This is a genomic window from Microtetraspora sp. NBRC 13810 (assembly GCF_030268685.1).
GTDB lineage: Bacteria > Actinomycetota > Actinomycetes > Streptosporangiales > Streptosporangiaceae > BSRQ01.
The window spans coordinates 390563-414613 of the sequence record NZ_BSRQ01000002.1; the positions used below are offsets into that span (position 1 = coordinate 390563).

Consider the following 24051-nt stretch of genomic DNA (forward strand, 5'->3'; position numbering starts at 1 on the left):
CCGATGGGGCGCAGCTCGTATTCGACGGGGTGAGCGATTCCCGCAGAGGCACCGCACATGCCAGGCTATCCTGGATCTTCGTGACCCCTCGTGCGGACCTGGCACGGCTCGACGCCCTGATCGAGCAGGCGACTGTCGACGCCTACGACGAAGACGAACAGCGCACCGGCTTCCACGTGATGCTCGAAGAACAGCTCGCCATGCCGTTCCAGACGGTCGTGCTCGGCGTCGAGGTCACGGTTGAGAAGATCGACCCGCTGGCCGGGACGGGGATCGTCGCGATCTGCCGACGTGGCCGGGACCGCCAGGCGATCGGCATCCTGGACCTCCCGCTACCGACCCCACGCCCTGTGGGGGCCGAGTGGATCGACGCCTACCGCCGATGGGAGGGCTGAGCCGGTGAGCGAGTTCCAGTACTACGAGTTCCTCACCATCGACCGCCCCCTGAACACCGCCCAGCAGGCCGAGGTCCGCGCGCTGTCCACCCGCGCCCGGATCACCTCCACCAGCTTCACCAACGAATACCACTGGGGCGACTTCCGCGGCGACCCACGCCGGATGATGGAGCGCTACTACGACGCCCACCTCTACGTCACCAACTGGGGCACCCAGCAGGTGATGCTCCGCCTGCCACGCACGCTCCTGCCCCCGGACGTCGTCGAGCCCTACTGCGCCGGCGACCAGGTGACCGCCTGGACCACGCGCGAGCACCTGATCCTCGACCTGACCAGCGAGGACGAGGAGGCCGACTTCGACCAGGACCCCGAAGGCCTGCTGGCCGCCCTCGTCGGCGTCCGCGCCGAACTCGCCGCCGGCGACCTGCGCCCGCTCTACCTGGCCTGGCTGTCGGCCTACGGCGCCTGGGAACGCGACGAGGACGCCTTCGACTACGCCGACCAAGAGGCACTCGAACCTCCCCTACCAGCAGGACTGGGCTCTCTCACCGCGCCGCAGCAAGCCCTGGCCGATTACCTCCGTCTGGACCCCGACCTGCTCACCGTCGCCGCCGAGGCCAGCCCGCCGATGCCCCCCGCGCCCACCGGCGACCGGCGCGCACTCGCCGCGTGGATCACCGCGCTTCCCGCGGCTGAGAAAGACGTCCTGCTCCTGCGGGTTGTCCAGGACCGGGCCGCCCAGGTCCGGATGGAACTGCTACGCCGTTTTCAGGGCGAACCCGCCGGTGGCACGGTGCCTCCCAGCCGTACCGTGGCCAACCTGCTGGACGCCGCGACCGAACGCCGCCAGGACCGCAAGCGCCGGCGCGCCGCCGAACACGCGGCCGAACAGGCCCGTCTCGAACGCCAACGGGCGCAGGCCCGCGAAAAGCGGCTCACCGCACTGGCACAGGACGAGGACACCGCCTGGGCACGGATCGACGCGCTGATCGCCACCAAGAAACCCACCGAATACGACAAGACCGTCGAACTCCTCAAGGACCTTCAAATCGTGGCCCAACGCGCCGGCCGCTCCGACGAATTCACCCGTCGCTTCGCGCCCCTGCGTCAGAAACACCTCCGTAAGCCAAGCCTCATACAACGATTCGACCGCGCAGGACTCATCACCCCTTCGGCCATGGGGTAGGAGAGGTACCCTCGCCGGGCCGCCGACCGTTTCCACCGATGTTGAGCTGTGCTGAGGCACCAGCGCCACCGGCAAGACCCCGCGGCCGCACAACGCCCCGCCGCGATGTACGGCAGCGCCACCACGACCCGCCCTCTGGCTGTCCGGCCATCCGGGACAGGTCCACTCAGCTCACTGGTCGGAGTTCATGTCACGATGAGGGTGAGTCTGGAGGGCCTGCCGGCGTCTCCTCCAGTTCCGTAAGTTCGTCCTCCAGCATTTTCAACTGGATATGAGCCACGCGGATTTCTTTCCGGAGATCGTCCGCGTACAGTCTCCGATAAAGAGCGGTGCCTTCATCGAGATGAGTGAAGACCTCGATGCCGTCGCGATGGCACACGACCCGATCAACCAGCAGCGCTCGTCCGAGATCCGTAAACACGCCATCATCGCGCGTCGGCCTGTCGCGCCAGGGCTCCCGCACAAGTGCATCCAGGCCGGCCACCGTGAACACTCCGTGTTCCTGAATCATCCCGACCTGCTCCAATCGCGCCACCAGGTCGGTGCGCTGCCGCGAAAGAGCCGCGTCTGCCTTCGCCGCGCCGATGTGCGCATCGTAAGTTGCGATCTTCGCCGTGAGATAGTCGGCATAGGCGACCAGGGCAGCGGGAGCCGGCGCCAGCTCGGGCGCCATCACCCAGGAGATGCGTCCGTTGAGCGCGTCGAGCAAAACGCGGTCGACCACACGGTGGATATCAGCCTTCTCCTCGCGGCGGAAACGACCATCCGTATGCCGGTGCCCGCACGCATACACCGAGGGCACGTCCGCACGGCTTTCCCTCTCGTGGAGCGCCATCCGCCGATCGCACAGCCCACACCGAACGTTGAGGCCGAGGTCCATGGGCTGCGGGTTCGCTTCCTCGAAAGCCCGTAGCGCGGCGGTCACCGATCGCCAGTCGTCTGCCCGGGTGCCGTAGACCTCGCTCCAGCGCGAGTCACCCTCAGCGATCAACGAGGCGATGAGGGCAAGAGTGTCGTATTCGACCTCATCCCAATGCTTCCATACCTCGTAGGTCTCGTCATCCCAGGCCAGTCGGCCATGCATCGAATTGGCCCGGCACCGGAAATCGACCTTCAGCGTGCGCGGATCGAACGACACGTCGGCTTCTGCCGTGCACGTCCCGTCCTCGCAGCAACGAGTCACGGCGTTCAGGACATCGGCGGATCGTCCTTCAGCCGCTGCCGCTCCTCAGCGAGTCTCCACTCCCACCCATCGAGGATCGCCCGTGCCCGCTCATCGAGTGCATCAGCAGCACGCACCCGAGCCACCACGACGCGTTCGGCCTCAGCCCTCCGCTGCGCCGCCTCCAACCGTGGGGGCAGTAACGACGCCAGCTTCTCAACGCTTGCAATCTCCTCCGGGCTCAACGCAGGCAGGTCCGCGCCGCCACATGTTCGGCACACCCGCTCGTGATGGCGATGTTCCCGAAACTCCTTCAAGCTCGTGGTAGTCGGTTCCGCCGCGTGTTTTCCCCGCTGTCGGCAGGAAGGGCTGTGCGAGCAGCCCTTCTCTTTCACCGAGCAGGTGATGGCTATTTGCCCCAGAGGCCCAAGCTCGTCAAGGGTGAACAGCGGAGAGAACAGGATTTCCGCAACCTGCAGGCTGCTCTTCCCCGCCTGATTGTTGGTCACAGTTTGTTGACCTTTCCGCCCGGCATCGGACTCCAGGGTATGACCGTCATCGCCGTCTTTCCTGTGATTGAGAGATTGCATCGGTGCGGCGCGCATTGGGGCCCGAGCGGCGCGGTCCAGCGCCGGCATCTCGACAACCGTCCGTTCCCCCGGTCGTCCCGCGTGCTCGTGGGACGGCCACGGGATCAGGTGCATGGCGCTGCCGCGCTGGCGCAAACCAGCAGACCGGAGCGGGGACGAATCAGTGCCCGGCTAGCGTCGAGACCACCCTGAGACCTCCGTCCTCGTCAAAAGCTTGCCGGCGGCTCCGCCCAGACTACGGAGACGTGGGCCAGAATTTGGGCGAATTCAGCGCAGGATCGATCACCCGCAGCCGACTCGCCAACGTGGGATCGACGCCACGCAAAGTGATCAAACGTGACCCGCTGGATTCCTCCAGCAACGCCAGCGCGCTCGGCAATCCAGCGGCGACCGTCGCGATCGCGGCACCCATCCCGACCAGCCCAGGGTGCTTGTGCGGATATTCGATCCGGTGCAGACCAGAGGCGGCGATAGCGGCCACTTCCCGCGGTCGCTGCATCTGACGACCGTCGTTGGTGAGAACCACGTGGAACCCCTCGGCCGCGGCTCGCGGATACAGGCTCTCATCGCGCGTGCCCGACCAGCCAGGAAGATCCAACAGGTGGACGATGTCGTGATTCAGTACGAAGCTCGTCAGGACCTGGTGCAGCGGGCGGGGGACGTTCTCATCCAGCAGCAGCCTCACGCTGCTCCCTTGGAGGTTCGTAACTGTCGACGTAGTCGGCGAAGTCGGCGGCGTCCAACGCCGCGGTGGCCGACACGCTCGGGTAGTAATCCGCGATCCGCTCAGCCGGAACACCATCCCGCAGCAGCGCCGCGATCTCGTCGTACGGCACGCGGGTCCCTTCGATCACCGGCATCCCACCGCGGACCGCCGGGTCGACCGTGACGTGCTCCCGGGGACGTAGCAGGTCCGGAATGTGCCGTCCATCGCGGTAGAACGGCCGCAACACCTCGACCATGTCATGGATGACGAGGTGGGCCTTGCGATGCACCAGATCGGTGGCCTGACCCTGCTCGACCAAGTAGATCGTCGAACCATCGGTCACCAACTGATAAGCCGACAGATGCTCACGCTCCTGCAGGTCGTCGCGAAGCGTGTCCAAAGCCCGGCGAATCTTCTGCAAGGACGCGTCATTGCGCAGCTTCACACACGTACGCAACGCCACCAGATCCCGAAACGAATACAGCACCGGACGCACCGACGAGACCTCCGGCTCCAGCACTGCGCCACGGCCAGAACCGGCCTTACGCCAATGCGCGAGCTGACGAAGCGTGGCACCCGACAACGCCGCCGCCAACTTCGGACTGTAGGACACCCACTTCACCCCCCCTCGCTTGACCCGGCCCCCTTCATCATCGCAAACATCCCCACGATTCACTCACCATTACCTCATCTTGATCGGAGTGTCGCCATGCCCGTCACCGGTCACGTCCACAAGCGCTGCGGCTACCGGAATCCACAAACCGGACGTCAGCTCGGCGCCCACTGCCCCAAGCTGACAACCGGCGCCCACGGCAACTGGTACCTCACCCTCGATATTCCCGCCGGTCTCAACGGTGTCCGCCGCCGCGTCCGTAAGGGCGGCTTCACCAGCCGCGGATCCCGAGGTCCACAGCGGTGTGCCGTCCGGAGCGGCGATGACCTGGACGTTCATGCCGTGGTGCTTGTGCTTGCCGGAGTAGTACGGGCGATCGGCGGCGACGCGGTCGATCGGAATGAGCGTGCCGTCCAGGACGACGAAGGCGTATCCGGTGCGCTTGGCTGTTAGCAGTGCCTGGTCCAGGGTGGGCGAACGCTGAGCGAGCAGGGTGACGGCCCCGTGAACGTAGCGCCAGGCGATGGCCACCCCGACGCCGAATCCGGCGGCGACCTCGGCGAATGTCTCACCCTTGCGCAGGTGGACGAGGACGAGCATGGCCTGCTGTCCGGGGTTGAGCCGGCGCCAGGTTGAACCGATCGAGGCTCGATGGCGGCGGATCACGCCGGCCAGGTAGGTCAAGGTCCGGCGTGACAAGGGCAGCGCAGCACGATAGAACAGCAACTCGAAGCCTCTGGTTACAGGTTGATCTTGGTCGACAACCCTTCTACCAGAGGCTTCTCTACGTCAGGACCGAACCCAGCGATCCACAGCAAGCCCACGACCTGCCACATCCTGTTGGAATCAGCTCACTGCGCCAGGGCCCTCTCGGCTTGATCAGCTCAGTCTTGTACAAGCCGATCTTCGATTCCATCAGCGCGTTGTCGAGCGCCCACCGCCACGTCACGGACCACACCCAACGCGCCGCGAGTTAACCAGCAGGGTCAAGGACAGGAACAAAGCCGAATCACAGAAGCGGACCAACCGGTCACACGCACGGCTGCGCGGTCCGGGCGAGCGCGCGAACGCCCAGCTCAAGAGCTGGCGCATCCTCCGAAAGCTTCGCTGCAGCCCCGGCAAGGCCGGCCACGTGTGCAAGGCCATCGCCGTCCTTCAAAATCACCGTGTCGCGCAGGCCGCACGAGGATGAAAGGAGCCCAGTGATCAACAACCAGGAGCGGTCACATAGCCCTCAAGTCCAAGGCCTGAACGGTGCGCTTTCCTTTTTCGGTCAGGATGTTTCCCGGAGGCGAAGAGGCTCAGATTATCGAGCTTCCGCGCTGCTTCGGCGCACGTTTCCTGGCTGTGGACGCCGGTCGGCGTGTCCAGCATGGCCGAAAATCTGCTCTCCGCAATGTGATGCAGGACACGCTTGTCGGATCGATCACGCCATGTGTAGTTTTTGATCGTTTGCCCGAAGTTTTTTCTGTCAAAGCTTGAGCTGATGCCTAGCACAGGAGCATAAGTCTCCGGAAGGAAGTGTGACGCCATATGCGTCAACAGGACCCCATACACCATTTACCGGGCCGATGGAAGATGCGCTTAACCACCGGTTTCGTCTTAGCGATGATACCGGGGCTGACGGGTGTTTACGGAACGCCGGCGTGGGGGGAATCGGCGGCTTTCTCGGTCTCTCTTCCCGGTGTGGTCGCGCCAGGAGGTCCGATACCGGTGCAGGCGCTGGGATCGGCGAGCCGGCTGGGGTCGTCGACCTCCACCACGCGCTCCGCCTCGGCACCTGCTGATGGATGGGGGACAGATCCGCAACCGCCGAGTGAAGCTGTTCCGGTGGAGGAACGCGGTGCGCCGGGCCCCGCCCCGGAGGGGGATCCGGTGGGTGAGGGCTTGCCGTCGGGGGTACGCCGGGCGGAGGCGGCGGACGCCGTCGCGGCGGCTCCGGCGTTGATCGATGTGTATCCCAAGCATGGTTATCTGGTGGATTCGCTGACCCCGGCGTTGCGCGCGTGGGGACAGGGTGGATCAGCGCTGTCGTACAACTTCAAGATCTGCGACGTCGAGACGATGTCCGGGACCGGGTGCACCACCTCGCCATATCTCGGGCAACCGCAATACCTGGAGCGTTCCAGGCGGCAAGCTGAAGTGGGGTACCCAGTACTGGTGGACGGTCACAGTACGGGACTCATCGAGCCTGACCACGACTTCGCCCGTGTTGTCCTTTGTGACCGGTGTTCGTCAGCCGGCGGTCAACTCTCAGTTGGCCGAGGCGGGCGTCAAGGGACTGGGTTTCGATCAGCAGTCGGGTAACTACACCACGACGGCTACCGATCTGACGGTCGCCTCCGCTGGTCCGCCGCTGTCGGTGGTGCGGACGTACAACAGCTTGGACCCGCGCACGGACGGCATCTTCGGGGCGGGATGGTCGACCCGCTGGGACATGAAGATCGTCAAGGAGACGCGCGGGACGTCGGTCTCGGCGCTGGTGACGAACCCGGACGGTCGTCAGGTGCGGTTCCGGTCCAATGGGGACGGAACGTTCCAGCCGCCGCCGGGTATGTTCGCCACCCTCGCCGAGCAGACCGGGGGGACCTGGCGGCTGACAGACAAGGCGGCCACGACGTATCTGTTCGACGCGCAGGGCCGGTTGACGAAGGTGACCGATCAGCGTAACCGCAGCCAGGACCTGACCTATGCCGCCGGCGGCAAGCTGGAGAAGGTGACCGCTGCCGGCGGCCGGGCGCTGCACTTCACCTGGACCGGTGACCACGTGGGGTCGGTGGCGAGTGACCCGGTGAACGGTACCGCCCTGACGTGGACCTACACCTACGACGGCAACCGGCTGGTGCAGGTGTGCGCGCCGGTCGCGGCCCCGAACTGCACCTCCTATGAGTACGGCACCGGATCGCAGTACCGCAGTTCCGTGCTCAACTCTGATCCGTTCGGCTACTGGCGGCTGGGCGAGGCCACCGGCAGCACGGCCACGGACCTGGGTACCGGCGCCGGAAACGCCACCTACCAGTCGGTGACCCTCGGCCAGCCAGGAGCGTTGACCGGGACCACGGACACATCGGCGCGCTTCGCCGCCGGCTCGGCGATGAAACTCCTAGACAACACGATCCCGCACCTGGGCGACCAGCTGTCGGTGGAGACGTGGTTCAAGACCGGCCAGTCCGGTGTGCTGATGGCCGCGGGCACTCAGCAGACCAGCGGCATCGCCCGTGGCCCCATGCTGTATGTGGGCACCGATGGCAAGCTGCGCGGCTCCCTGGACGCCGTCACCGCGCCGATCACCTCGGCTGGGGTGGTGAATGACAACGCCTGGCACCATGTGGTGCTGACTGTCGCCGGAGCGGAGCAGAAACTGTTCCTCGACGGCCAGCAGGTCGGCACGATCAATGGCCAGGTGTCCGCCTGGCGGCAGTTCGCCACGGTCGGCAACGGCGTCGCCGTCTCCGCCACCTCGCCGGCCGTTCCCTCCGGTACCGCGGCGTTCCCGTTCCAGGGCCAGATCGACGAAGTCGCGGTCTATGGCACGCCGCTGACGGCGGCTGAGGTGCAGGCGCACTACGCCGCCCGTGCCGAAGTGCCGCACAAGCTGACGAAGGTCACTCTCCCTTCTGGGCGGGTGCAGGCGGTCAACACCTACGACGAGCGCACCGACCGGCTGGCCACCCACGTCGACAACAACGGCGGCACCTGGAAAATCGGCGCCCTGTCGGCAGTCGACGAGTGGGGTGAAGCCGAGGTCAAGGTGACCGACCCACACAACGAAACCCTGACCTACCTCTACGACGCATGGCGCGGCTACCGCATCCGCGGCGAGACCGACCAGCTCCTCAAAACGACCTGGTACGAGTACACCCAGGCGGGGTTCCTGACCAAGGTCATCGACCGCAACGACATCCCCAACGACATCTACCAGGACGAGCGTGGCAACCAAATCGGCCACAAGTACTGCCGGGCGCCCGGCGAGTGCGCGATCGAATTCTGGACCTACTACCTGAACGAGGACGACCCGTTCGACCCGCGCAACGACCGGGTGACCGAGTACCGGGACGGCCGGTCCGACGACGAGGACGACAACACCTACCTCACCCGGTATGAGTACAACCAGTACGGCGAACGGACGAAGGAGACCACCCCGGCCACCCCGGACTTCCCCAACGGCCGCTCCACCACCTACACCTACACCGATGGCACCGAACCCGCCGCCGGAGGCGGCACCACCCCGGCCGGGCTGCCCAAGTCCAAGACCGCACCCAACCAGGCCATCTGGAGCTACAAGTACACCGCCGCAGGCGACCTCGCGGAACAGGTCGAACCCGAAGGCCTGACCACGACGTTCGACTACGACGTGCTCGGCCGGGCGACGTCCAAGACTCAGGTGTCGGACTCCCAGCCGGACGGGGTGAAGACCACCTTCACCTACGACGGCCGCGGACGGGTCCTGACCGAAACCGGCCCCGGCGTGAAGAACGAAATCGCCAACGTCACCCACACCGCGCAGACCCGCTACACCTATGACCCGGACGGCAACAAGCTGACCGACACCCGGGCGGACCTCACCGGCGGCGACGCGGAGCGAGTGACCACCTACACCTACGACGACTACGGCAGGCTCGCCAGCACCACCGACCCCGAAGGCGGCGTCACCCGCCAGGAATGGAACCACCGCGGCTGGATCACCCGCACCACCGATCCACGCGGCGCGATGATCGATCAGGCATACAGCAAGCGCGGTGAGCCGACCGTGCGCACTCTGAAAGGGTGGACCGGCAGCCCGGTGGCCCCGCAACCGGCCACCGACGTGACGCTGGAAACGCGCACGTACGACAATGGCGGCCGTCTCGCCTCGACGACCGACGCGATGAACCGCAAGACCACCTACACCTACTGGATGGACAACCGGCTGTCGCAGAAGATCGGCGACAACGTCAAGCTCAACGGCGCCACCACCACCCGCGATGTCGTCCTGCAGGATGACGTCTACGATCCGGCTGGGAATCTGACCGAGCAGACCACCGGCGGCACCTCCACATCCACGCACACGCCCACCCGCATCGAGTTCGACTATGACGCCGCCGGGCGTCTGATCTCACAGAGCTTGGACCCGTCCGGACTGGATCGAACGGTCGCTCTCGCCTATGACGCCGTCGACAACCCGATCAAGGTCACTCGCGCCGGAGCGGGAAGTAGCAGAACCGAAGTCACCCAGTCCATCTACAACAAGACGGGACAAGTCACCCGCGAGACCATCGAGAACGGCACCGACGACCTCGTCACCACCGCCACCTACGACGATCGCGGCCTGCTCACCTCAATCACCGACCCACGTGGCAACACAGGTGGTGCCGCAACTGATTTCACCACCAACCTTCGTCATGATGCCTCCGGCCGCCTGGTGGAAGCGATCGCACCGCCGGTACAGGTCGACAAGTCGGGCCACGCCACCACGGCTCAGCCCATTAGTCGTTTTGGCTACAACGCCACGGGCGAAGAGACCCACATCACCGATTCTGAGGGCCGCACACGGACCACGAGTTTTGATAAGGCCGGTCGAATTGTCTCTACCACTGTCCCGGCTTATGCACCGCCCGGTGGCATCCCCATCACACCAACTTTTCGAAGTACCTATGACGACGCTGGTCAGTTGATCAGCACCACCGATCCCCGCGGCTACAGCACGACCTACGAGTATGACGCTCTCGGCCGGCAGGTACGCGTCACCGACCCCACGCCACAGGGCCAGACGCCAGGCCGCTGGGTCAAGGAGTACGACTTGGTAGGCGAAGTGCTCGCCACCGTTGACCCGAGCGGGGCCCGCATCGAGGCTACCTATGACGACCTCGGTCGTAAGATCACCGAAACTACGATCGAGCGGACGCCAGCCACCGCGGCCTACATCACGAAACTGGAATACAACGACGCTGGCTTCTTGATCAAGAGCACCGCACCAGGTCCAGGTAACAGGAGCACCGGCTACCAGGTCAACCCCGCTGGCGAGATCACTGATGTAACCGATCCGCTTGGCCACAAGACAACCTCGTTGTACGACCTGGCCGGACGTCTCACCAGAGTGACCGATGCGCTCTTCAACGCCACCACGATCGACTACGATCTTGCCGGACGTAAGGTCACGACAAAGGACCTGAATGCCTCCGGTGTGGTGCAACGTACCTATAGTTACGGCTACGACGCCGCTGGCAACCAGACCAGTGTCACCTCTCCAGAGGGGCACGTTACTCGGAAAGCGTTCAACGCTCTTAACCTGCCCACCTCTCAAGTCGAACCCGTTTCGGCCACCGAGTCGATCACGATCAGCTTTGGCTACGACGCCACTGGCGCCCGAACCCGCCTTACCGACGGCCGTGGTAACACCACCTGGACCAGCTACAACACCCTCGGCCTGATCGAAACGACTACCGAGCCCGCGACCACGGCTCACCCCGATCTCGCTGACCGCACTTGGACAAGCGTCTATGACGCGGCAGGTAACGAGACTGCGACGATTCAACCCGGCGGAGTACGAATCGACCGCACTTTCGACCACCTGGGCCGCCTAACCGCCCAAACTGGAACGGGCGCGGGAGTCGCCACCGCTGACCGAGCCTTCGGCTACGACCTGGTCGGACGAGCCACCATCATCGGCGACTATACGGTCGAGTACAACGATCGCGGCCTGCTCACCAAGGTCACCAAGGCAGGCATCCAGGAGACCGCAGTCAACTACGACGCGCTTGGTAATCCCGCCCAGCGGGCCGACGCTTCGGGCACAGCCACCTTCACTTGGGACAACGCAAACCGTCTGGCCACCGCCACAGATCCCGTAGCCGGCCGCACCCTCACCTACGGCTACGACAACGCCCACCGACTCACCTCCCTCACCGCCACCGGCCAGGCCAGCACCCAAATCTTCGACTACGACTCAATGAACCGACTCACTGCTCATACCCTGCGCGGTGCTACTGGAGCGCAGCTGGCGAAGATCTCTTACGGATGGGATAAGGACGACAACCTCACCTCCAAGGACACAATTGGCTTCGCTGGAGCGGGTAGCAATACCTACAGTTACGACCATTCTGGGCGTTTAACTTCTTGGACCAACCCTGCCGGAGTTACCGCCGCGTACGAATGGGACGCTGCCGGTAATCGTACCAAAGCTCACAACGCGGCCTTCGTCTACGACCAGCGAAATCGACTTACCTCGGGTGATGGAACCACCAATACATATACTCCTCGTGGCACCCTGTCCTCTCAGACTAAGGACGGCACCACTCAGAGTCTGACTTTCGATGCCTTTGACCAGCTCATTGCCGACGGCGAAGCCACTTACAGTTATGACGCCTTGGGTAGAATGACGAGCCGGACTAAGGCGGGCGCCCACCAAAATTTCATATACAGCGGCCTAAGTAACTACATGTCCGCTACCACTGACCTCGCCGGCGTGGTGCGCTCTAAGTATGCCCGCGATCCCTTTGGAGAATTACTCGGCGTCCAGGAAAGCGGCACAGTTGCGGCTGGCGCGCTGACAGACTTACACGGTGACCTGGTCGCTACCTTTTCTGCCGCAGCATTGATCAACTCAGCGGCCTATGATCCGTTCGGCCAGGTCGCGGCCAAAACCGGGGTACAGCAGGCTCTCGGCTACCAGAGTGGGTATACCGACCCGGACACCGGGAAGGTCAACATGCATTCCCGGTGGTATCAACCCGGCACGGGAGGCTTCGCCTCCCGTGACACTCTCACTCTCGATCCCAGTCCGAGCGTTCAGGCCAATCGTTATACCTATGCCAACGCGGCACCACTTACCGGAGCCGACCCAAGTGGCCATGCCACGTTGAACGTTATCGTCGGCTACGGCTCCAACCCGGCTGGCTTTTCCTGTGACTATTACTGTCAAAACGCCCCAAATACTCCGACTCCCGAAACTCCCATCGTGACACTCGGGTTTAACGGCCTACCGGGTCACGAACTCGAGTACAACTCCCAGATTCTAGATATTCGAGAATGGACCGCCAAGCAAGCCGGTGTCATGCTTGACGGCACGCCACTGCCAAAGGGAATGAGCGATTTCTGGGACCGCCACAGTTACGAGCGCGATTTCTTCGTTATGAACTACAGGCCAAACATGAGCGAAGAAGGAGCTTCTTGGCTCTGGGGTACGATCAAAACCACCGATCTCGCCACGATCGATGCTTGTCTTCAGGGGTGCGGCGGCGGAAAGATCGATACTTGGCAAGAATGCAAGAAGATTCATGGCGCAAAAATGTGCGAGGCGATGCGTCAGACCGTTGCAACAACTCAGCTCGCGCAAGCCTTCGCCAAGAATTGTCTCACGGAAGCACAGCTCAGAGACCAAAGGAATTACTCCAACTGCCGCGCTATCTCCACACAACTTGGCATAAAGGGTAAAGTGTGGGGCGACATGATGGTCGCAAACTTCAAGGATAGCGCACTTTATAAGGTTCTCGACTTAATTGTCGGAGATGCAACGCGTTGCGCAGATGGCTATGTGACCAATTGCCTTCTTATGGCAATCACGGTAGCCGGCGGAGCGGCCGTCAAGGGAATTCGAATAGCAGGAAAAGCCGTACCCAAGTTAACCCAAGTATCGGCCGGACTCGCATCCGCATGTAGTACAAAATGCGACTGGGCTAAAATTAGCGGTATCGTTCGCGGGGCAGCTCAGGGGAAGGGAAACTTTGGCGTCGGTGTTGGCACGCGCGCAGAAGCGAGACTGGCAGGCGAAGCGTGGGTGGGCTCCGGCTACAGGACGGTAGTGAACAAGGAAGGGAAGGAAGTTTGGATTAGCGCAGACAATATGCGTCAGTATCGCCCTCCCAGCAACAAAGATAAGATAGGAAAAGTTCAAGCGAACTTCGAGTCGAGGGTGCCGGGGCAACTATCGAAACGCTGGCAAAACAACGGACATCTGGACATTGTGGATTAGCGCGTGAGAGCAGAACTGAAGGGAATTCTCAGCCCCGACCTGGACTGGGAATCGGAATTTCCGAGCGATCCAGACAACTTCGAAGTATTCATCCAAGTCTTCGTAGGACCGGCAGAGGGGGGTGGTTCAGAGTCTTTCGACATAACAATCTACTCCCCTCTGCGTATCAGTGCGATCGTGTCGGAACACGGAATATTCGATGGCCGTCACAGCTTGATCGTTGCAAGGTTTGACAAAGATCAAATCGAAAGCTACCTGCGACGCCGTATCGATTCGTTGACAGCCAACGATTGGAGTTCATTAGCTGAAAAGGTGGCAAGGTTGGGCTACTGGGAATTCGAGGACTATGAAGAATGAGCCAGTCAAGCGAATGGATCTTCTGCTGTAATTAGTTAAACAAATAGAATCCCGAGGCTGACACCTATTGATATATGGCCTCTAGGTGTCAGTCTCGGCACTCTGAATAATTGCAAGAGTCGAGCGCGAGCAAAGTATGAGGCGCCGACACGTGGCCCCCTCGTGTCACGGCCCGCCATCTGCAACGCCGCGACGTTCAGGGCGGCATCATAATGGTTCAACATCGTATATCCGGTGGACACCCCGGCGGCGACGAACGTGCTCTACCCGCATGCCGGGCCGGAACGTGCGACCGATCACGGGTGACGGCCCAGCCGGCCCGGCACCCGCGCCTGCCCACCGCATCCGCATCGCACCCCTGCGTACAGGCCGCCCGCAGGCCGCTGCACCGGGTCAGCCGTCACTTATCCGCCTGGTCAGCAGCTCTTCGAGCCACTGGCTGGAACAGGAGGGGGTATCACTCCAGGTGTGGAAATGATCACCAAACGTAGACGGGAGTCTAGAACGATCATTCACCATCTCGGGGGAGAACACGATCATGTCCACGACACGGGGAAGAGCCGCGCTGGCCGCGGTGGGGCAAGACCAGCGCGATGACGCATCGGTGCTGCTGGGGGCGGCTGCTCATTATGGCGGGGAAAAATCCCCCCATCGTGGCGGCGAGGTGCCGCTGCGGGACCTGCTCGGCGATCAGGTGCTGGACCTGCTGCTGGAGCGTTCCCGCGATGGCGCGGGCGGGCTGCGGCTGACCGGTGAGGGCTCGATGCTCGGCGAGCTGGTCAAGGCGGTGCTGGAACGCGCGCTGGAGGGCGAGCTGTCGTCGCATCTGGGCTATGGCAAGCACGAGGTGGCCGGACACGGCAGCGGCGACTCCCGCAACGGCAGGATCGGCAAGACGGTGCAGACCGGGGTGGGGCCGGTCCGGCTGGCCGTGCCCCGGGACCGGGCCGGCACCTTCGAGCCGATCCTGGTGCCCAAACGGGCCGGCCGCGTCTCCGGCGGCCTGGACGACATGATCATCAGCCTGTACTCGCACGGCATGAGCGTGCGCGACATCCAGCACCACCTGCGCCAGATCTACGACACCGAACTGTCCCACTGATGGCGCTCGCTGAAACTGGCTCTGGCGATCTTTGTGTGGTGCCGTCACGGATCGTGAGAACGTTCAGTGGGCGCAGAGGATGATCTTCCTGAGAAGGTCGAACTTGGCTCGGCCGTATCGGCTCCTCTTGAGCGCCTTGACTCTCGTCACGTTGCCCTCGACCGCGCCTGAGCTGTACGGCAGGGTGAGGCCGTTGACGACCGCGTCCAGGTCGCGGCGGATGCCATGGGTGAAGGAGTGCAGGCCGGGCAGGTCGTCGGCGTCGACGGCCGCCATCCACGCGTGCAGGTTCTCGGCCGTGCCGGTCAGCGTGGTCATCATTTGAGCGAAGGCGGCGACATAGTCGGCGGTGGCGTCCAGGCGGGGACTGCGAGCCCGCAGATCGGCGAGTTTGGCCTGGTCGTCGGAGGAGAGCCGGTCGGGGTGGCTGGTGATCCACCGGGTGACCTCGCGGACGGTCGGGGCCGTGGATGGTGCCTGCGCCTCGGCGGCTGAGGACCGCAGCGGGTGCAGATACCGGCGGACGGTCTGCGGGCTGCCGCGATAGCCCTGGGCTCGGATCTCGCGGGTGAGGCGGGCGGCATCGGTGCAGCCGTCGTTGAACCGCTGGATCAGGTAGGGCAGGTAGGCAGTGAGCAGGTCGGACCGTCCGGTCGCCTTGGTCAGCAGGTCCTCCACCACCTCGGCGTGGGCGAACCGGCGGACGGTGGGCCGGGACAGCCGTAGCTTGCGCGCGATCGCCGAGATCGTCCAGCCTTTGGCTGCCAGATCCTGCACCGCGGCGTAGCGTTCACGCGTGCGGACGATGAGCCGGGTGTTCCTCCTGTGGTGGCTGATCTGACATCGGCTGGGGCTGGAGCGGCAAGTTGTCGCGCTGGTGGTCGCCGGGTTCCTCGTGGGCGGGCCCGGCGTCGTCGGCGTCGGGTTCACGCAGGCCGGCGCGGCAGGTGATGACGTTTTTCTCGACCGCGTCGCAGAGGTTGCGCCACAGATGGAAGCGATCAGCGATTTGCGTCGCCTCGGGTGCCCCGGCTGTGGCGCCTGCCGCGTAGGCTCCGGCCCGGTCTCTGCAGATCACCTGCACGCCGGGATGGTCGCGTAGCCAGTGCTCGAAAGTGTCGGCGGTCCGGTCGTCCAGCACGTCGATGGGCTGGTGGGTGTCCATGTTGATCAGCACGGTGGCGTAGGAGTGCCCGCGTTTCTTGGCGAAGTCGTCGACCCCGAGCACGGTGACCTGGCCGATCTCGGGGTCGGGCAGGGCGCGGACGAGCCGGATCAGGGTGTCCTTGCCGACGTGTACGCCGAGTAAGCCCAGTAGCCGGGAGGCGGCGCGCCCGGCCAGGGCCAGCGCCATCAACTCCAGCAGCCGCCGCAGCAGTTGCGTGCGGCGGGCATAGCGCTGGGTGAGACCGGGCACGGGTTCGGCGAACGTCCGGACCGGGCACTCCGGATTCTGGCAGGTTAGGCGGCGGACCGTGAGGGCGATCAGGACTGGGCGGCCCCCGGCGGGCAGATCGTTCAGCAGCCGGCGGTAGTGGCCATGCACTCGAGATGAGGGTGTTCCGCACGTCCGGCAGGGCGTCGGCCCGTCACCGATGTGTGCCGTGACCAGCACGTGGTTCCCATGATCGGTCACCTTGTCGACGACCAGCTCGGCCAGATGGGGGAAGAACATCCTCAGGCAGCAGGCATCGCCCGCCACCGCATGCTGCGCACAGGGCACAATGAACCTCGCGGCCGCTCAAGTGGTGATCACGTTCTTGGTCGAACAAGATCCTCACGGGGCGGCCGCTCCTGCACGTGGCCAGTTACACGATTGCGATCAGCCCCTGACTCGAGGTCTCGGCCACCGTCTGTGACGGCACCACACAAAGATCGCCAGAGCCACTTCCGCTGAGCCTCATCACCACGAGGCCATCTCCAACATCACCGACGCCGTGCTGGAGAAGGTCCGCGCCTGGCAGGCCCGGCCGTTGGAGGCGGGGCGGTCTACCCGGTGGTGTTCCTGGACGCCATCGTGGTCAAGGTCCGCGACAACCACAGCGTCCAGGCCAAGCCCGCCTATCTGGCGGTCGGCATCGACGCCGACGGCGACAAGCACGTGCTGGGGATCTGGCTGGCCAAGACTCTGCCGCCACCGCCGGCGAGTCCGCCCGGTTTTGGACGTCGGTGATGACCGACCTGCGCAACCGGGGCGTGCGTGACATCCTCATCGCCTGCACCGACGGCCTGGCAGGTTTCGAAGACGCCATCCACCACGCCTTCCCGCACACGCGCGGCACCCTCACCTCGCAGACTAAGGACGGGGCTACCCGCAACCTGGCTTTTGATGCTTTCGACCAACTCATCACCGATGATGACACAACATACAGATACGACGGCCTAGGACGCATGACCACGCGGACTAAGGATGTTAGCCAGCAGAATTTCTACTACACCGGCCTGAGTAATGACATCGCCGCGATCACCGATGGCTCCAACACCCTTCAGGCCAAGTACAGTCGCGACCCATTCGGAGATATCCTTGGGCTTCAGGAAGGTGCTACACCCGGTGGAGCACTGACCGACTTGCACGGCGACCTTGTTGCCACCTTCTCCGCGAATGCCCTGACCGGCTCGACTGCTTACGACCCCTTCGGTCAGGCTACCTCCTCTGGCTTACCGCGTGCCCTCGGCTACCAAAGCGAGTACACCGATCCCCACACCGGCAGCGTTAACATGCACTCTCGCTGGTACCAACCCGGTAGTGGAAGGTTTTCTTCCCGAGATACCGTCACCATTGCCCCCTTTCCCTCTGTCCAGGGCAACCGATATACCTATGCCAACGCCTCTCCTCTCACTGGAACTGACCATAACGGTCATGAGACGATGAACGTCATCGATTACGGTTCCAATCCTGGCGGTTTCCCGTGCAACTATTACTGCCAAAACGCGCCCGACACTCCTACGCAAGCGACGCAGATTGCAGACTTGCGCCCTTCGGATGGCTCTACCCCTTGGGATCTCCTCGATATTCGAGACTGGACTGCAAAAGAAGCAGGCAAGCTGCCTAACGGCTATGATATACCCCCCGGCATGACGGCCCGAGAATTTTGGCTCCAAGAAACCGATGTCCGAGTTCGATTCATGATCGGGTACGAACACACTAGGGAGTCTATGACAAAAGAGGAATTTTCTGCACTTGGCGAGGGAGACTGGCGTACCGCCTGGATTGGCTCTATAGACCCCTGTTCTTTAGGGTGCGGCGGCGGTGGCGTCCCAAAGCTTAAAAGTTATGGAACTTGCAAAGTGGGCTTATATAAGACGAGGTGTGAAATCTATCTAACGTCGGACGATGCGGCCGATCTGGCCGACAAGCTAACCGTCTACGCTGCAATGTCCGGCGCATGCGCTGGTGTCGCCGGCATAACTCCCGGCCCTCTTGCTAAAGGTATTGCGCTGGCATGTACTGGGGCGGCGGCCCGCTTCACCATTGACGTTGTAAATATATCTGCTGCTAATCGTAAAAGCGGGGGGGATGGTGTACGTCTAACGTGTGACAATTACAATATACCCTTGATGGAGGATAAGTGTAATGCTCGTCCAGCGGAGCTGGATGCATAACGACGGCCGTAACTCATCGGGAATTCTATGTGTGATATAAAGTTCGCGCCGCAGGCGACCTGAGTGAATGGAAAGATAACAGTCATGCGGAAAGTTGCTACGTGGAGCCTGGTAATCATTGGCGTAGCAATAATGGTAGCCGGACTAGTCGTCAGAAGCGGCGCGCAAGATCTGGAGCGCCTCACCTGGGGGCAGCAGATAACGGCGATTGGTATAGCCGTCTGGGCTGTAGCGCCAGTAGTTCATCTGCTTTTTCGATGGATCGAAAAATTTCGAAATGGAGACTCCTCTTAGCTGAAGTCGAATTCAGATATAGCGCCGCCGATGCGGCCTCCTTCGGAAAATCAAAAGACCTTCTTTTCCGAAGGAGGCCGTGGAGTAGGCGACAGTGCACCCTACAGCTCAAGGTTTGTCATAGAATACCCAGTATTTCTGAAGGGAGCTATTCAGGTGCAGGTATAGACACTCACACGACTTGTTCGGTCCGGCCTGCGTCGGGGATCGTGCAGCGCGATGGTAATGGGCTCCTGGCGACTAGATGCTTGAGTCCAAGGGATATGTAGGTCACGTTCAGTTGTCGTAGGCGATCAGTGATCGCTTGATCGGCTCACCCGATCTGTCGTTGTGCCATATAACCGCCGTCAGCGCCAAGACCCGGATCAGCACTCGGGCGATGACGCGGGCAGGGGTACGATCGCCGTGACGCTCCGGGTCAAGCTGTCCTTTGAAAGTCTGAATGATCAACTCGATGATCTGCCGCAACGGTTTGATCAAAGACGCCCCGGCCCGCTCGGGCTCACCTTTGCGGGCCGGGCGCAGCAACCACAGACCACGTCCGGACAACTCGACCTCGAAACGCTGGCCGTAATAGTTACGATCATCGATGTCGTCTTGAACCGCCCCGGCATCGGTGGAGACTTTGATGTTCCCCGGCTTTCGTGGAGTCACTTTGGTTGACTTGCCTCGATCTTTCGTGATCTTCGTGTGGTCGGTTGAGTGGTTCGGCTGGTATTAAGATGCGTGTCCTGGTCAGCGTTGCGTCCCGGCTGTCGCGCCGGGTGGGCGGGGTTCCACGGGCCCGCGGGTTTGTCCTTCCTGGGTTTTGTCGGGTCGGTGGGGGCTGGTCAGGGCGCCGGTAGTGTCTGCAAGTGGGTGATCGCGGAGGCGATCAGGGTGGCCCATTGCCAGCGTTGAGCGAGGCGGAGCCGGAGCCTTCTGCCGCCTTTGACCAGGCGCCTGGCAACGGAGAACATGACGCGCCCCGCCCCCACAGGCACCAGAACACCGCTGCTCGGCCTGGCCGTGGACGGCAAGACCCTGCGTGGCAGCCGCACCGGCGAAGACGTGACCCATCTGCCGGCCGCCGTCCGTCATGACAGCCAGATCGTCGTAGCCCAAGCCCAGGTCACCGCCAAGAGCAACGAGATCCCCGCGTTCGCGCCACTACTGGCCACCCTGGACCTGTCCGGAGTGGTGGTTACCGCCGACGCCCTGCACACCCAGCATGAACACGCCCGCCACATCGTCACCGCAGGCGGCCACTACCTGCTCATCGTCAAGGGCAACCAGCCCACCCTGCACCGCCGGTTCAAAGCCCTGCCCTGGCGGGAGGCCATCCTCAACGACCGCACCGACGAGACCGGACACGGCCGCCGCGAGATCCGCCGCCTGAAGATCTGCACCGCACGCCGGGGACTGCCCTTCCCACACGCCGCTCAGGCCATCCAGGTCAAACGCCGCCGCACCGATCGCAAGACCGGCAAGATCACGATCGTCACGATCTACGCAGTCACCAGCCTCCCACCGGGCCGGGTCCCCCACGCGCCGCAGCTCGCCACGCTCATCCGCGGCCACTGGAGCGTGGAGATCTTGCATTACATCCGAGACGTGACCTACAGAGAGGACGCCTGCAAGGTGAGAACCGGCGCCGCTCCCCGAATCCTGGCGAGCCTGCGCAACCTGGCCATCGGCCTGGCCCGCCTGATCGGCTGGACCAACATCGCCGCCGCCACCGACCATTACCGCAGCCACCCCGACGACGGCCTACAGCTACTCGGTCTTACAACATGAGAACGCTGCCCTGGGGTCTGTCCAGTGACCGGCTCTGGCCCGTAATCGGTGGTGGCGTTGAGTGATCTTCACTGCAGCAGGATGCGGTGGCGCAATAGGTCGAACCCGGCACGGCCGTGCATCCTGACGGGGGCACGCGCCTACCACGGCGCATGCCCCCGTTGCCATCGGTGTGGCATGGCCTCCAGCAAGCTTCTGGAGGGGCCACCTCTTCGGACCCTGCTCCCTGCCCAGGCGAACGTTACTGGCTGGGAAGGCCGCCACTACACCATCACCACAGCACAAACTGGCGGCCTACCTCCCAGGCATCACCGCCGGGGCCAACCGCTCGACCCGGCAAGAAACGATCATGGAAAGATTGTCAGAATTTTCGCGGGGGCCTGGTACTGGAGCGCACCGGCGACCGGTCCCGCACCCGGCCCAGCTGACCTTTAGTGATCATGAAACGAGCAAGATCACGACAAACGAGCACCCAGCAGCACCCAGAACGCACAAACGACTGTGGGCATCCCCACCGAAGCGAGAATGCCCACGTCAACCGCATATGGGTGCGCCGCCAGGGACTCGAACCCCGGACCCGCTGATTAAGAGTCAGCTGCTCTAACCAACTGAGCTAGCGGCGCTTGCGACGGGTGTAACTCTAGCAGCAGCCGGACCGTGGTCGCACATCCACAAGAGCGCGGGAGCGGGGCGGTGTGTCCTTGCGAAGATCCATGGGGGCGGGAGAGGAGAGGAAAGGTGGGGGGAAAAGGTTCGGGGCCGGCCAGTCCCCCAACTGTCCGGCCCCGATCTACCGGGACCTGCCGATATCTCCCCCCAGAGATCGCCGGTCCCGTCGGCAGATGGCGTTCCCCCAACGCATCCGCCTTCGGTAGAAAGTCTTCTGTTGTGCCGGCTTCGGGGCGATCCTGGCCCCTTGACCTGACTAAACAGTACCGAGGGCAGGGCAATGGGGGCGTCATATGAGGGTTGTTTTTCGGGCTACACCCGGGGTTGACCCGGTATGCCCGGCGGGGGGCTACTCGGGGAGGACGACCTTGACCTCGGTGCCCTTCTCCAGGGTGCGGCTGACGGTGCAGTGCCGCTCGTGGACGCGGTGGGCGACGGCGCGGAAGACCTCGTCGGCCTTGGCGTCGCCCTCGGGCAGTTCCACGTCGTAGGTGACGGTGACCGGGCCCAGCAGGTTGGACTCGACCTTGTCGGCCTGCACGGTCATCGCGAGGCGGACGAGACGGTGGCCGCGCTGTGCGGTCAGGGGTTCCACGGTCACGATGTTGCAGCCGCCGACGGCCGCGAGGAGCAGTTCCACGGGGGTGAAGACGCCCTCCTCGGTCGAGCTCCCCATCCGCACCTCACCACCCCGGTCGTTGCGCGCCACGAAGCCGTCATCGGTACGTTCCACATTTACGATCGCCATACCCGCAGCCTACTGACCACCCTGGCATTCGGACGCGTCAGGCGAAAGCGGGCAGGGTCAGCCGGATGAGGGTGCCGCCGCCGGGGGCGGGATGGGCGGTGACCTGGCCGCCGTGGCTGTCCACGATCTGGCGGACGATCGCGAGGCCGAGCCCGGAGCCGGGCAGGGAGCGGGCGTCGCGGGCACGGTAGAAGCGGTCGAAGACGTGCGGCAGGTCCTCGGCGGCGATGCCGGGGCCGTGGTCGCGCACGGTCAGCACGCCGCCGCGGAGCCGTACCTGGACCTCGGTGCCGTCGGGGCCGTATTTGCCGGCGTTGTCCAGCAGGTTGGCGACGGCGCGGGACAGGCGTTGCTCGACGCCGCGCACGACGGTGGGTTCGAGGTCGTGCCGGAAGCGGATGGCGGGCCAGTAGGCGGCCGAGCGTTCGACCTCGTGGCCGACCAGCTCGTCGAGGCGCACGTCCTCGACCAGGGCCACCGGCTCCTCGTCCCTGGCGAGTTCCACCACGTCGGAGACCAGCGCGGTCAGCTCCTCGAAGCCGGAGACGACGGCCTGGCCGATCTCCCTGCGGTCGTCCTCGCCCAGGCGGTCGGCGCGCAGCAGCAGTTCCACGTTGGTGCGCAGGGCGGTCAGCGGCGTGCGCAGCTCGTGGGAGGCGTCGGCGACGAGGCGGCGCTGGGCGTCGGCGGAACGTTCGAGGGCGTCCAGCATGGTGTTGAAGCTGCGTGCCAGGCTGCCCAGTTCGTCGTCCCCGGTGTGCAGGCCGACCCGCAGCTTGAGGTCGCGGGTCTCGGCGACGTGCTCGGCGGCCCTGGTGAGGTCGGCGACCGGGCGCAACGCCGTACGGGCGGCGGGCCAGGCGAAGAGGGCGGCGAGGACCAGGCCGCCCAGCGAGACGGCGACGAACGGCCAGCCCAGCGAGGTCTGCATGGCCGCGACCCGGTCGAGCAGGCCGGTCGGCGGCGGCTCCTGGCCCTGGTAGCCGCCGAAGGTGTCCTCGACCCGGTTGCACGCGACGAAGTACGCCAGGGTCATCACCGCGATCACGCTGAGCGCCGCCGCCACCCCGGCCGCCAGCGCGAGCCGTACCCGCAGCCGCAACCGGACCCGCCACCCGAACCCGGCGCCGCCGGAACGCGCGCCCCCGGCGACGGCCGCCGCGCCGCCCGCGGTCGCGCCCGTCACGACGGGTCCCGCAGCGCGTAGCCGAGCCCGTGCACGGTCTGGATGATCCGCGGCTCGCCGCCCGCCTCGGTCTTGCGGCGCAGGTAGCCGATGTAGACCTCCAGCGAGTTGGACCCGGGAGCCGACGCGTAGCCCCAGATCCGGTCGAGGATGACCTCCCTCGTCAGCACCTGGCCGCCGTTGCGGATCAGCAGGTCGAGCAGGGCGTACTCGGTACGGGTCAGGTCGAAGACGCGGTCGCCGCGGACGCCCTGCCGGCCGCGTGGCAGCAGCCGCACGTCGCCGTGGGCGGGCGGGGTGACGTCCTCGCCGGGAGGCGTGCGGCGGAGCAGCGCGCGGACCCTGGCGAAGAGCTCCTCCAGGGCGAACGGCTTGATCAGGTAGTCGTCGGCCCCGGCGTCGAGCCCGGCCACCCGGTCGCGTACGCCGTCCAGCGCGGTGAGCATGAGCACCGGCGTGCCGTCGCCGTTCTCGCGCAGCCGGCGGCAGACCTCGATGCCGCTCATCCGGGGCATCATCAGGTCGAGCAGCACGAGGTCGGGCCGGTCGGCGGCCACCGCCCCGAGCCCGGCCCTGCCGTCGGCCGCCACCGCGACCCGGTATCCGGCGAGGCGCAGCGCGCGGGACAGCGCGTTGCGCAGCTCGGGTTCGTCGTCCACGACGAGGAGCCGGGCGCTGGTGTCGGTCTCGGCCATGATCCCCTGTCTTCCGGGC

General features: G+C 64.3%; 15 protein-coding genes, 1 tRNA gene and 5 pseudogenes. 9 read left to right on the forward strand and 12 right to left on the reverse strand.

Features of this window, described 5'->3' with window-relative positions; all coding sequences use genetic code 11:
• Positions 1 to 80 precede the first annotated feature (80 nt).
• Positions 81 to 395: a calcium-binding protein gene (locus QSK26_RS05545; RefSeq protein ID WP_285773875.1), complete on the forward strand. Its 315-nt coding sequence runs from the start codon at positions 81 to 83 to the stop codon at positions 393 to 395.
• A 4-nt stretch (positions 396 to 399) separates the two neighbouring features.
• Positions 400 to 1581, forward strand: a complete 1182-nt coding sequence (locus QSK26_RS05550; protein WP_285773876.1) for a hypothetical protein — start codon at positions 400 to 402, stop codon at positions 1579 to 1581.
• Positions 1582 to 1771: 190 nt separating this feature from the next.
• On the opposite strand, the gene QSK26_RS05555 is transcribed toward QSK26_RS05550, so the two are convergent.
• From QSK26_RS05555 to QSK26_RS05575, 5 genes and pseudogenes are all read right to left on the reverse strand, one after another.
• A complete protein-coding gene (locus tag QSK26_RS05555) occupies positions 1772 to 2719 on the reverse strand; it encodes an isoprenoid biosynthesis enzyme family protein (protein ID WP_285773877.1) in 948 nt (315 codons plus the stop codon).
• Positions 2720 to 2769: 50 nt separating this feature from the next.
• Positions 2770 to 3381, reverse strand: a complete 612-nt coding sequence (locus QSK26_RS05560; protein ID WP_285773878.1) for a hypothetical protein — start codon at positions 3379 to 3381, stop codon at positions 2770 to 2772.
• 187 nt (positions 3382 to 3568) lie between these two features.
• Positions 3569 to 4018 (reverse strand): PIN-like domain-containing protein, encoded by a 450-nt coding sequence (locus QSK26_RS05565; protein WP_285773879.1) that lies wholly within the window; start codon positions 4016 to 4018, stop codon positions 3569 to 3571.
• The gene (locus tag QSK26_RS05570; RefSeq protein WP_285773880.1) at positions 3999 to 4652 is read right to left on the reverse strand and encodes a DUF433 domain-containing protein; all 654 of its coding nucleotides are present in this window, start codon (positions 4650 to 4652) and stop codon (positions 3999 to 4001) included. Before QSK26_RS05570 ends, QSK26_RS05565 begins: the two co-directional genes overlap by 20 nt.
• Before the next feature lie 249 nt (positions 4653 to 4901).
• Positions 4902 to 5378 (reverse strand): annotated as a pseudogene (locus QSK26_RS05575) (transposase family protein); the annotation flags it as partial.
• Between the two features lie 220 nt (positions 5379 to 5598).
• Between QSK26_RS05575 and QSK26_RS05580 the strand changes: the two are divergent.
• The 4 genes and pseudogenes from QSK26_RS05580 to QSK26_RS05595 all read left to right on the forward strand — a co-directional run.
• Positions 5599 to 5844, forward strand: a pseudogene (locus QSK26_RS05580) (transposase family protein); the annotation flags it as partial.
• A 1017-nt stretch (positions 5845 to 6861) separates the two neighbouring features.
• Positions 6862 to 13602: a LamG-like jellyroll fold domain-containing protein gene (locus QSK26_RS05585; protein ID WP_285773881.1), complete on the forward strand. Its 6741-nt coding sequence runs from the start codon at positions 6862 to 6864 to the stop codon at positions 13600 to 13602.
• Positions 13603 to 13605: 3 nt separating this feature from the next.
• Positions 13606 to 13959, forward strand: coding sequence for an Imm8 family immunity protein (locus QSK26_RS05590; protein ID WP_285773882.1), 354 nt, complete (start codon positions 13606 to 13608; stop codon positions 13957 to 13959).
• Positions 13960 to 14629: 670 nt separating this feature from the next.
• Positions 14630 to 15058: pseudogene (locus QSK26_RS05595) on the forward strand (transposase); the annotation flags it as partial.
• A gap of 66 nt (positions 15059 to 15124) precedes the next feature.
• On the opposite strand, the gene QSK26_RS05600 reads toward QSK26_RS05595, so the two are convergent.
• Both QSK26_RS05600 and QSK26_RS05605 read right to left on the reverse strand, forming a co-directional pair.
• Positions 15125 to 15838 (reverse strand): transposase, encoded by a 714-nt coding sequence (locus QSK26_RS05600; RefSeq protein ID WP_285773883.1) that lies wholly within the window; start codon positions 15836 to 15838, stop codon positions 15125 to 15127.
• A gap of 13 nt (positions 15839 to 15851) precedes the next feature.
• The gene (locus tag QSK26_RS05605; protein WP_285773884.1) at positions 15852 to 16736 is read right to left on the reverse strand and encodes an ISL3 family transposase; all 885 of its coding nucleotides are present in this window, start codon (positions 16734 to 16736) and stop codon (positions 15852 to 15854) included.
• Positions 16737 to 16977: 241 nt separating this feature from the next.
• Between QSK26_RS05605 and QSK26_RS05610 the strand changes: the two are divergent.
• Positions 16978 to 17335, forward strand: a pseudogene (locus tag QSK26_RS05610) (transposase); the annotation flags it as partial.
• A gap of 45 nt (positions 17336 to 17380) precedes the next feature.
• Positions 17381 to 18664: an RHS repeat-associated core domain-containing protein gene (locus QSK26_RS05615; protein WP_502888678.1), complete on the forward strand. Its 1284-nt coding sequence runs from the start codon at positions 17381 to 17383 to the stop codon at positions 18662 to 18664.
• A 570-nt stretch (positions 18665 to 19234) separates the two neighbouring features.
• Here QSK26_RS05615 and QSK26_RS05620 read toward each other — a convergent pair.
• A pseudogene (locus QSK26_RS05620) lies at positions 19235 to 19558 on the reverse strand (IS982 family transposase); the annotation flags it as partial.
• Between the two features lie 357 nt (positions 19559 to 19915).
• On the opposite strand from QSK26_RS05620, the gene QSK26_RS05625 reads away from it, so the two are divergent.
• Positions 19916 to 20734 carry an ISAs1 family transposase gene (locus tag QSK26_RS05625; protein WP_285773886.1) on the forward strand — a complete coding sequence of 273 codons (819 nt, stop codon included), beginning with the start codon at positions 19916 to 19918 and terminating at the stop codon, positions 20732 to 20734.
• Between the two features lie 549 nt (positions 20735 to 21283).
• Here the strand turns inward: QSK26_RS05625 and QSK26_RS05630 are convergent.
• The 4 genes from QSK26_RS05630 to QSK26_RS05645 form a co-directional block, all read right to left on the reverse strand.
• Positions 21284 to 21357, reverse strand: a tRNA-Lys gene (locus tag QSK26_RS05630).
• Between the two features lie 395 nt (positions 21358 to 21752).
• Positions 21753 to 22151, reverse strand: a complete 399-nt coding sequence (locus tag QSK26_RS05635; RefSeq protein ID WP_285773887.1) for an OsmC family protein — start codon at positions 22149 to 22151, stop codon at positions 21753 to 21755.
• 37 nt (positions 22152 to 22188) lie between these two features.
• Positions 22189 to 23337, reverse strand: coding sequence for a HAMP domain-containing sensor histidine kinase (locus QSK26_RS05640; protein WP_285773888.1), 1149 nt, complete (start codon positions 23335 to 23337; stop codon positions 22189 to 22191).
• Entirely contained in the window at positions 23334 to 24032 is a 699-nt protein-coding gene (locus tag QSK26_RS05645; RefSeq protein WP_285773889.1) for a response regulator transcription factor, read from the reverse strand. Before QSK26_RS05645 ends, QSK26_RS05640 begins: the two co-directional genes overlap by 4 nt.
• Between the last annotated feature and the right edge of the window lie 19 nt (positions 24033 to 24051).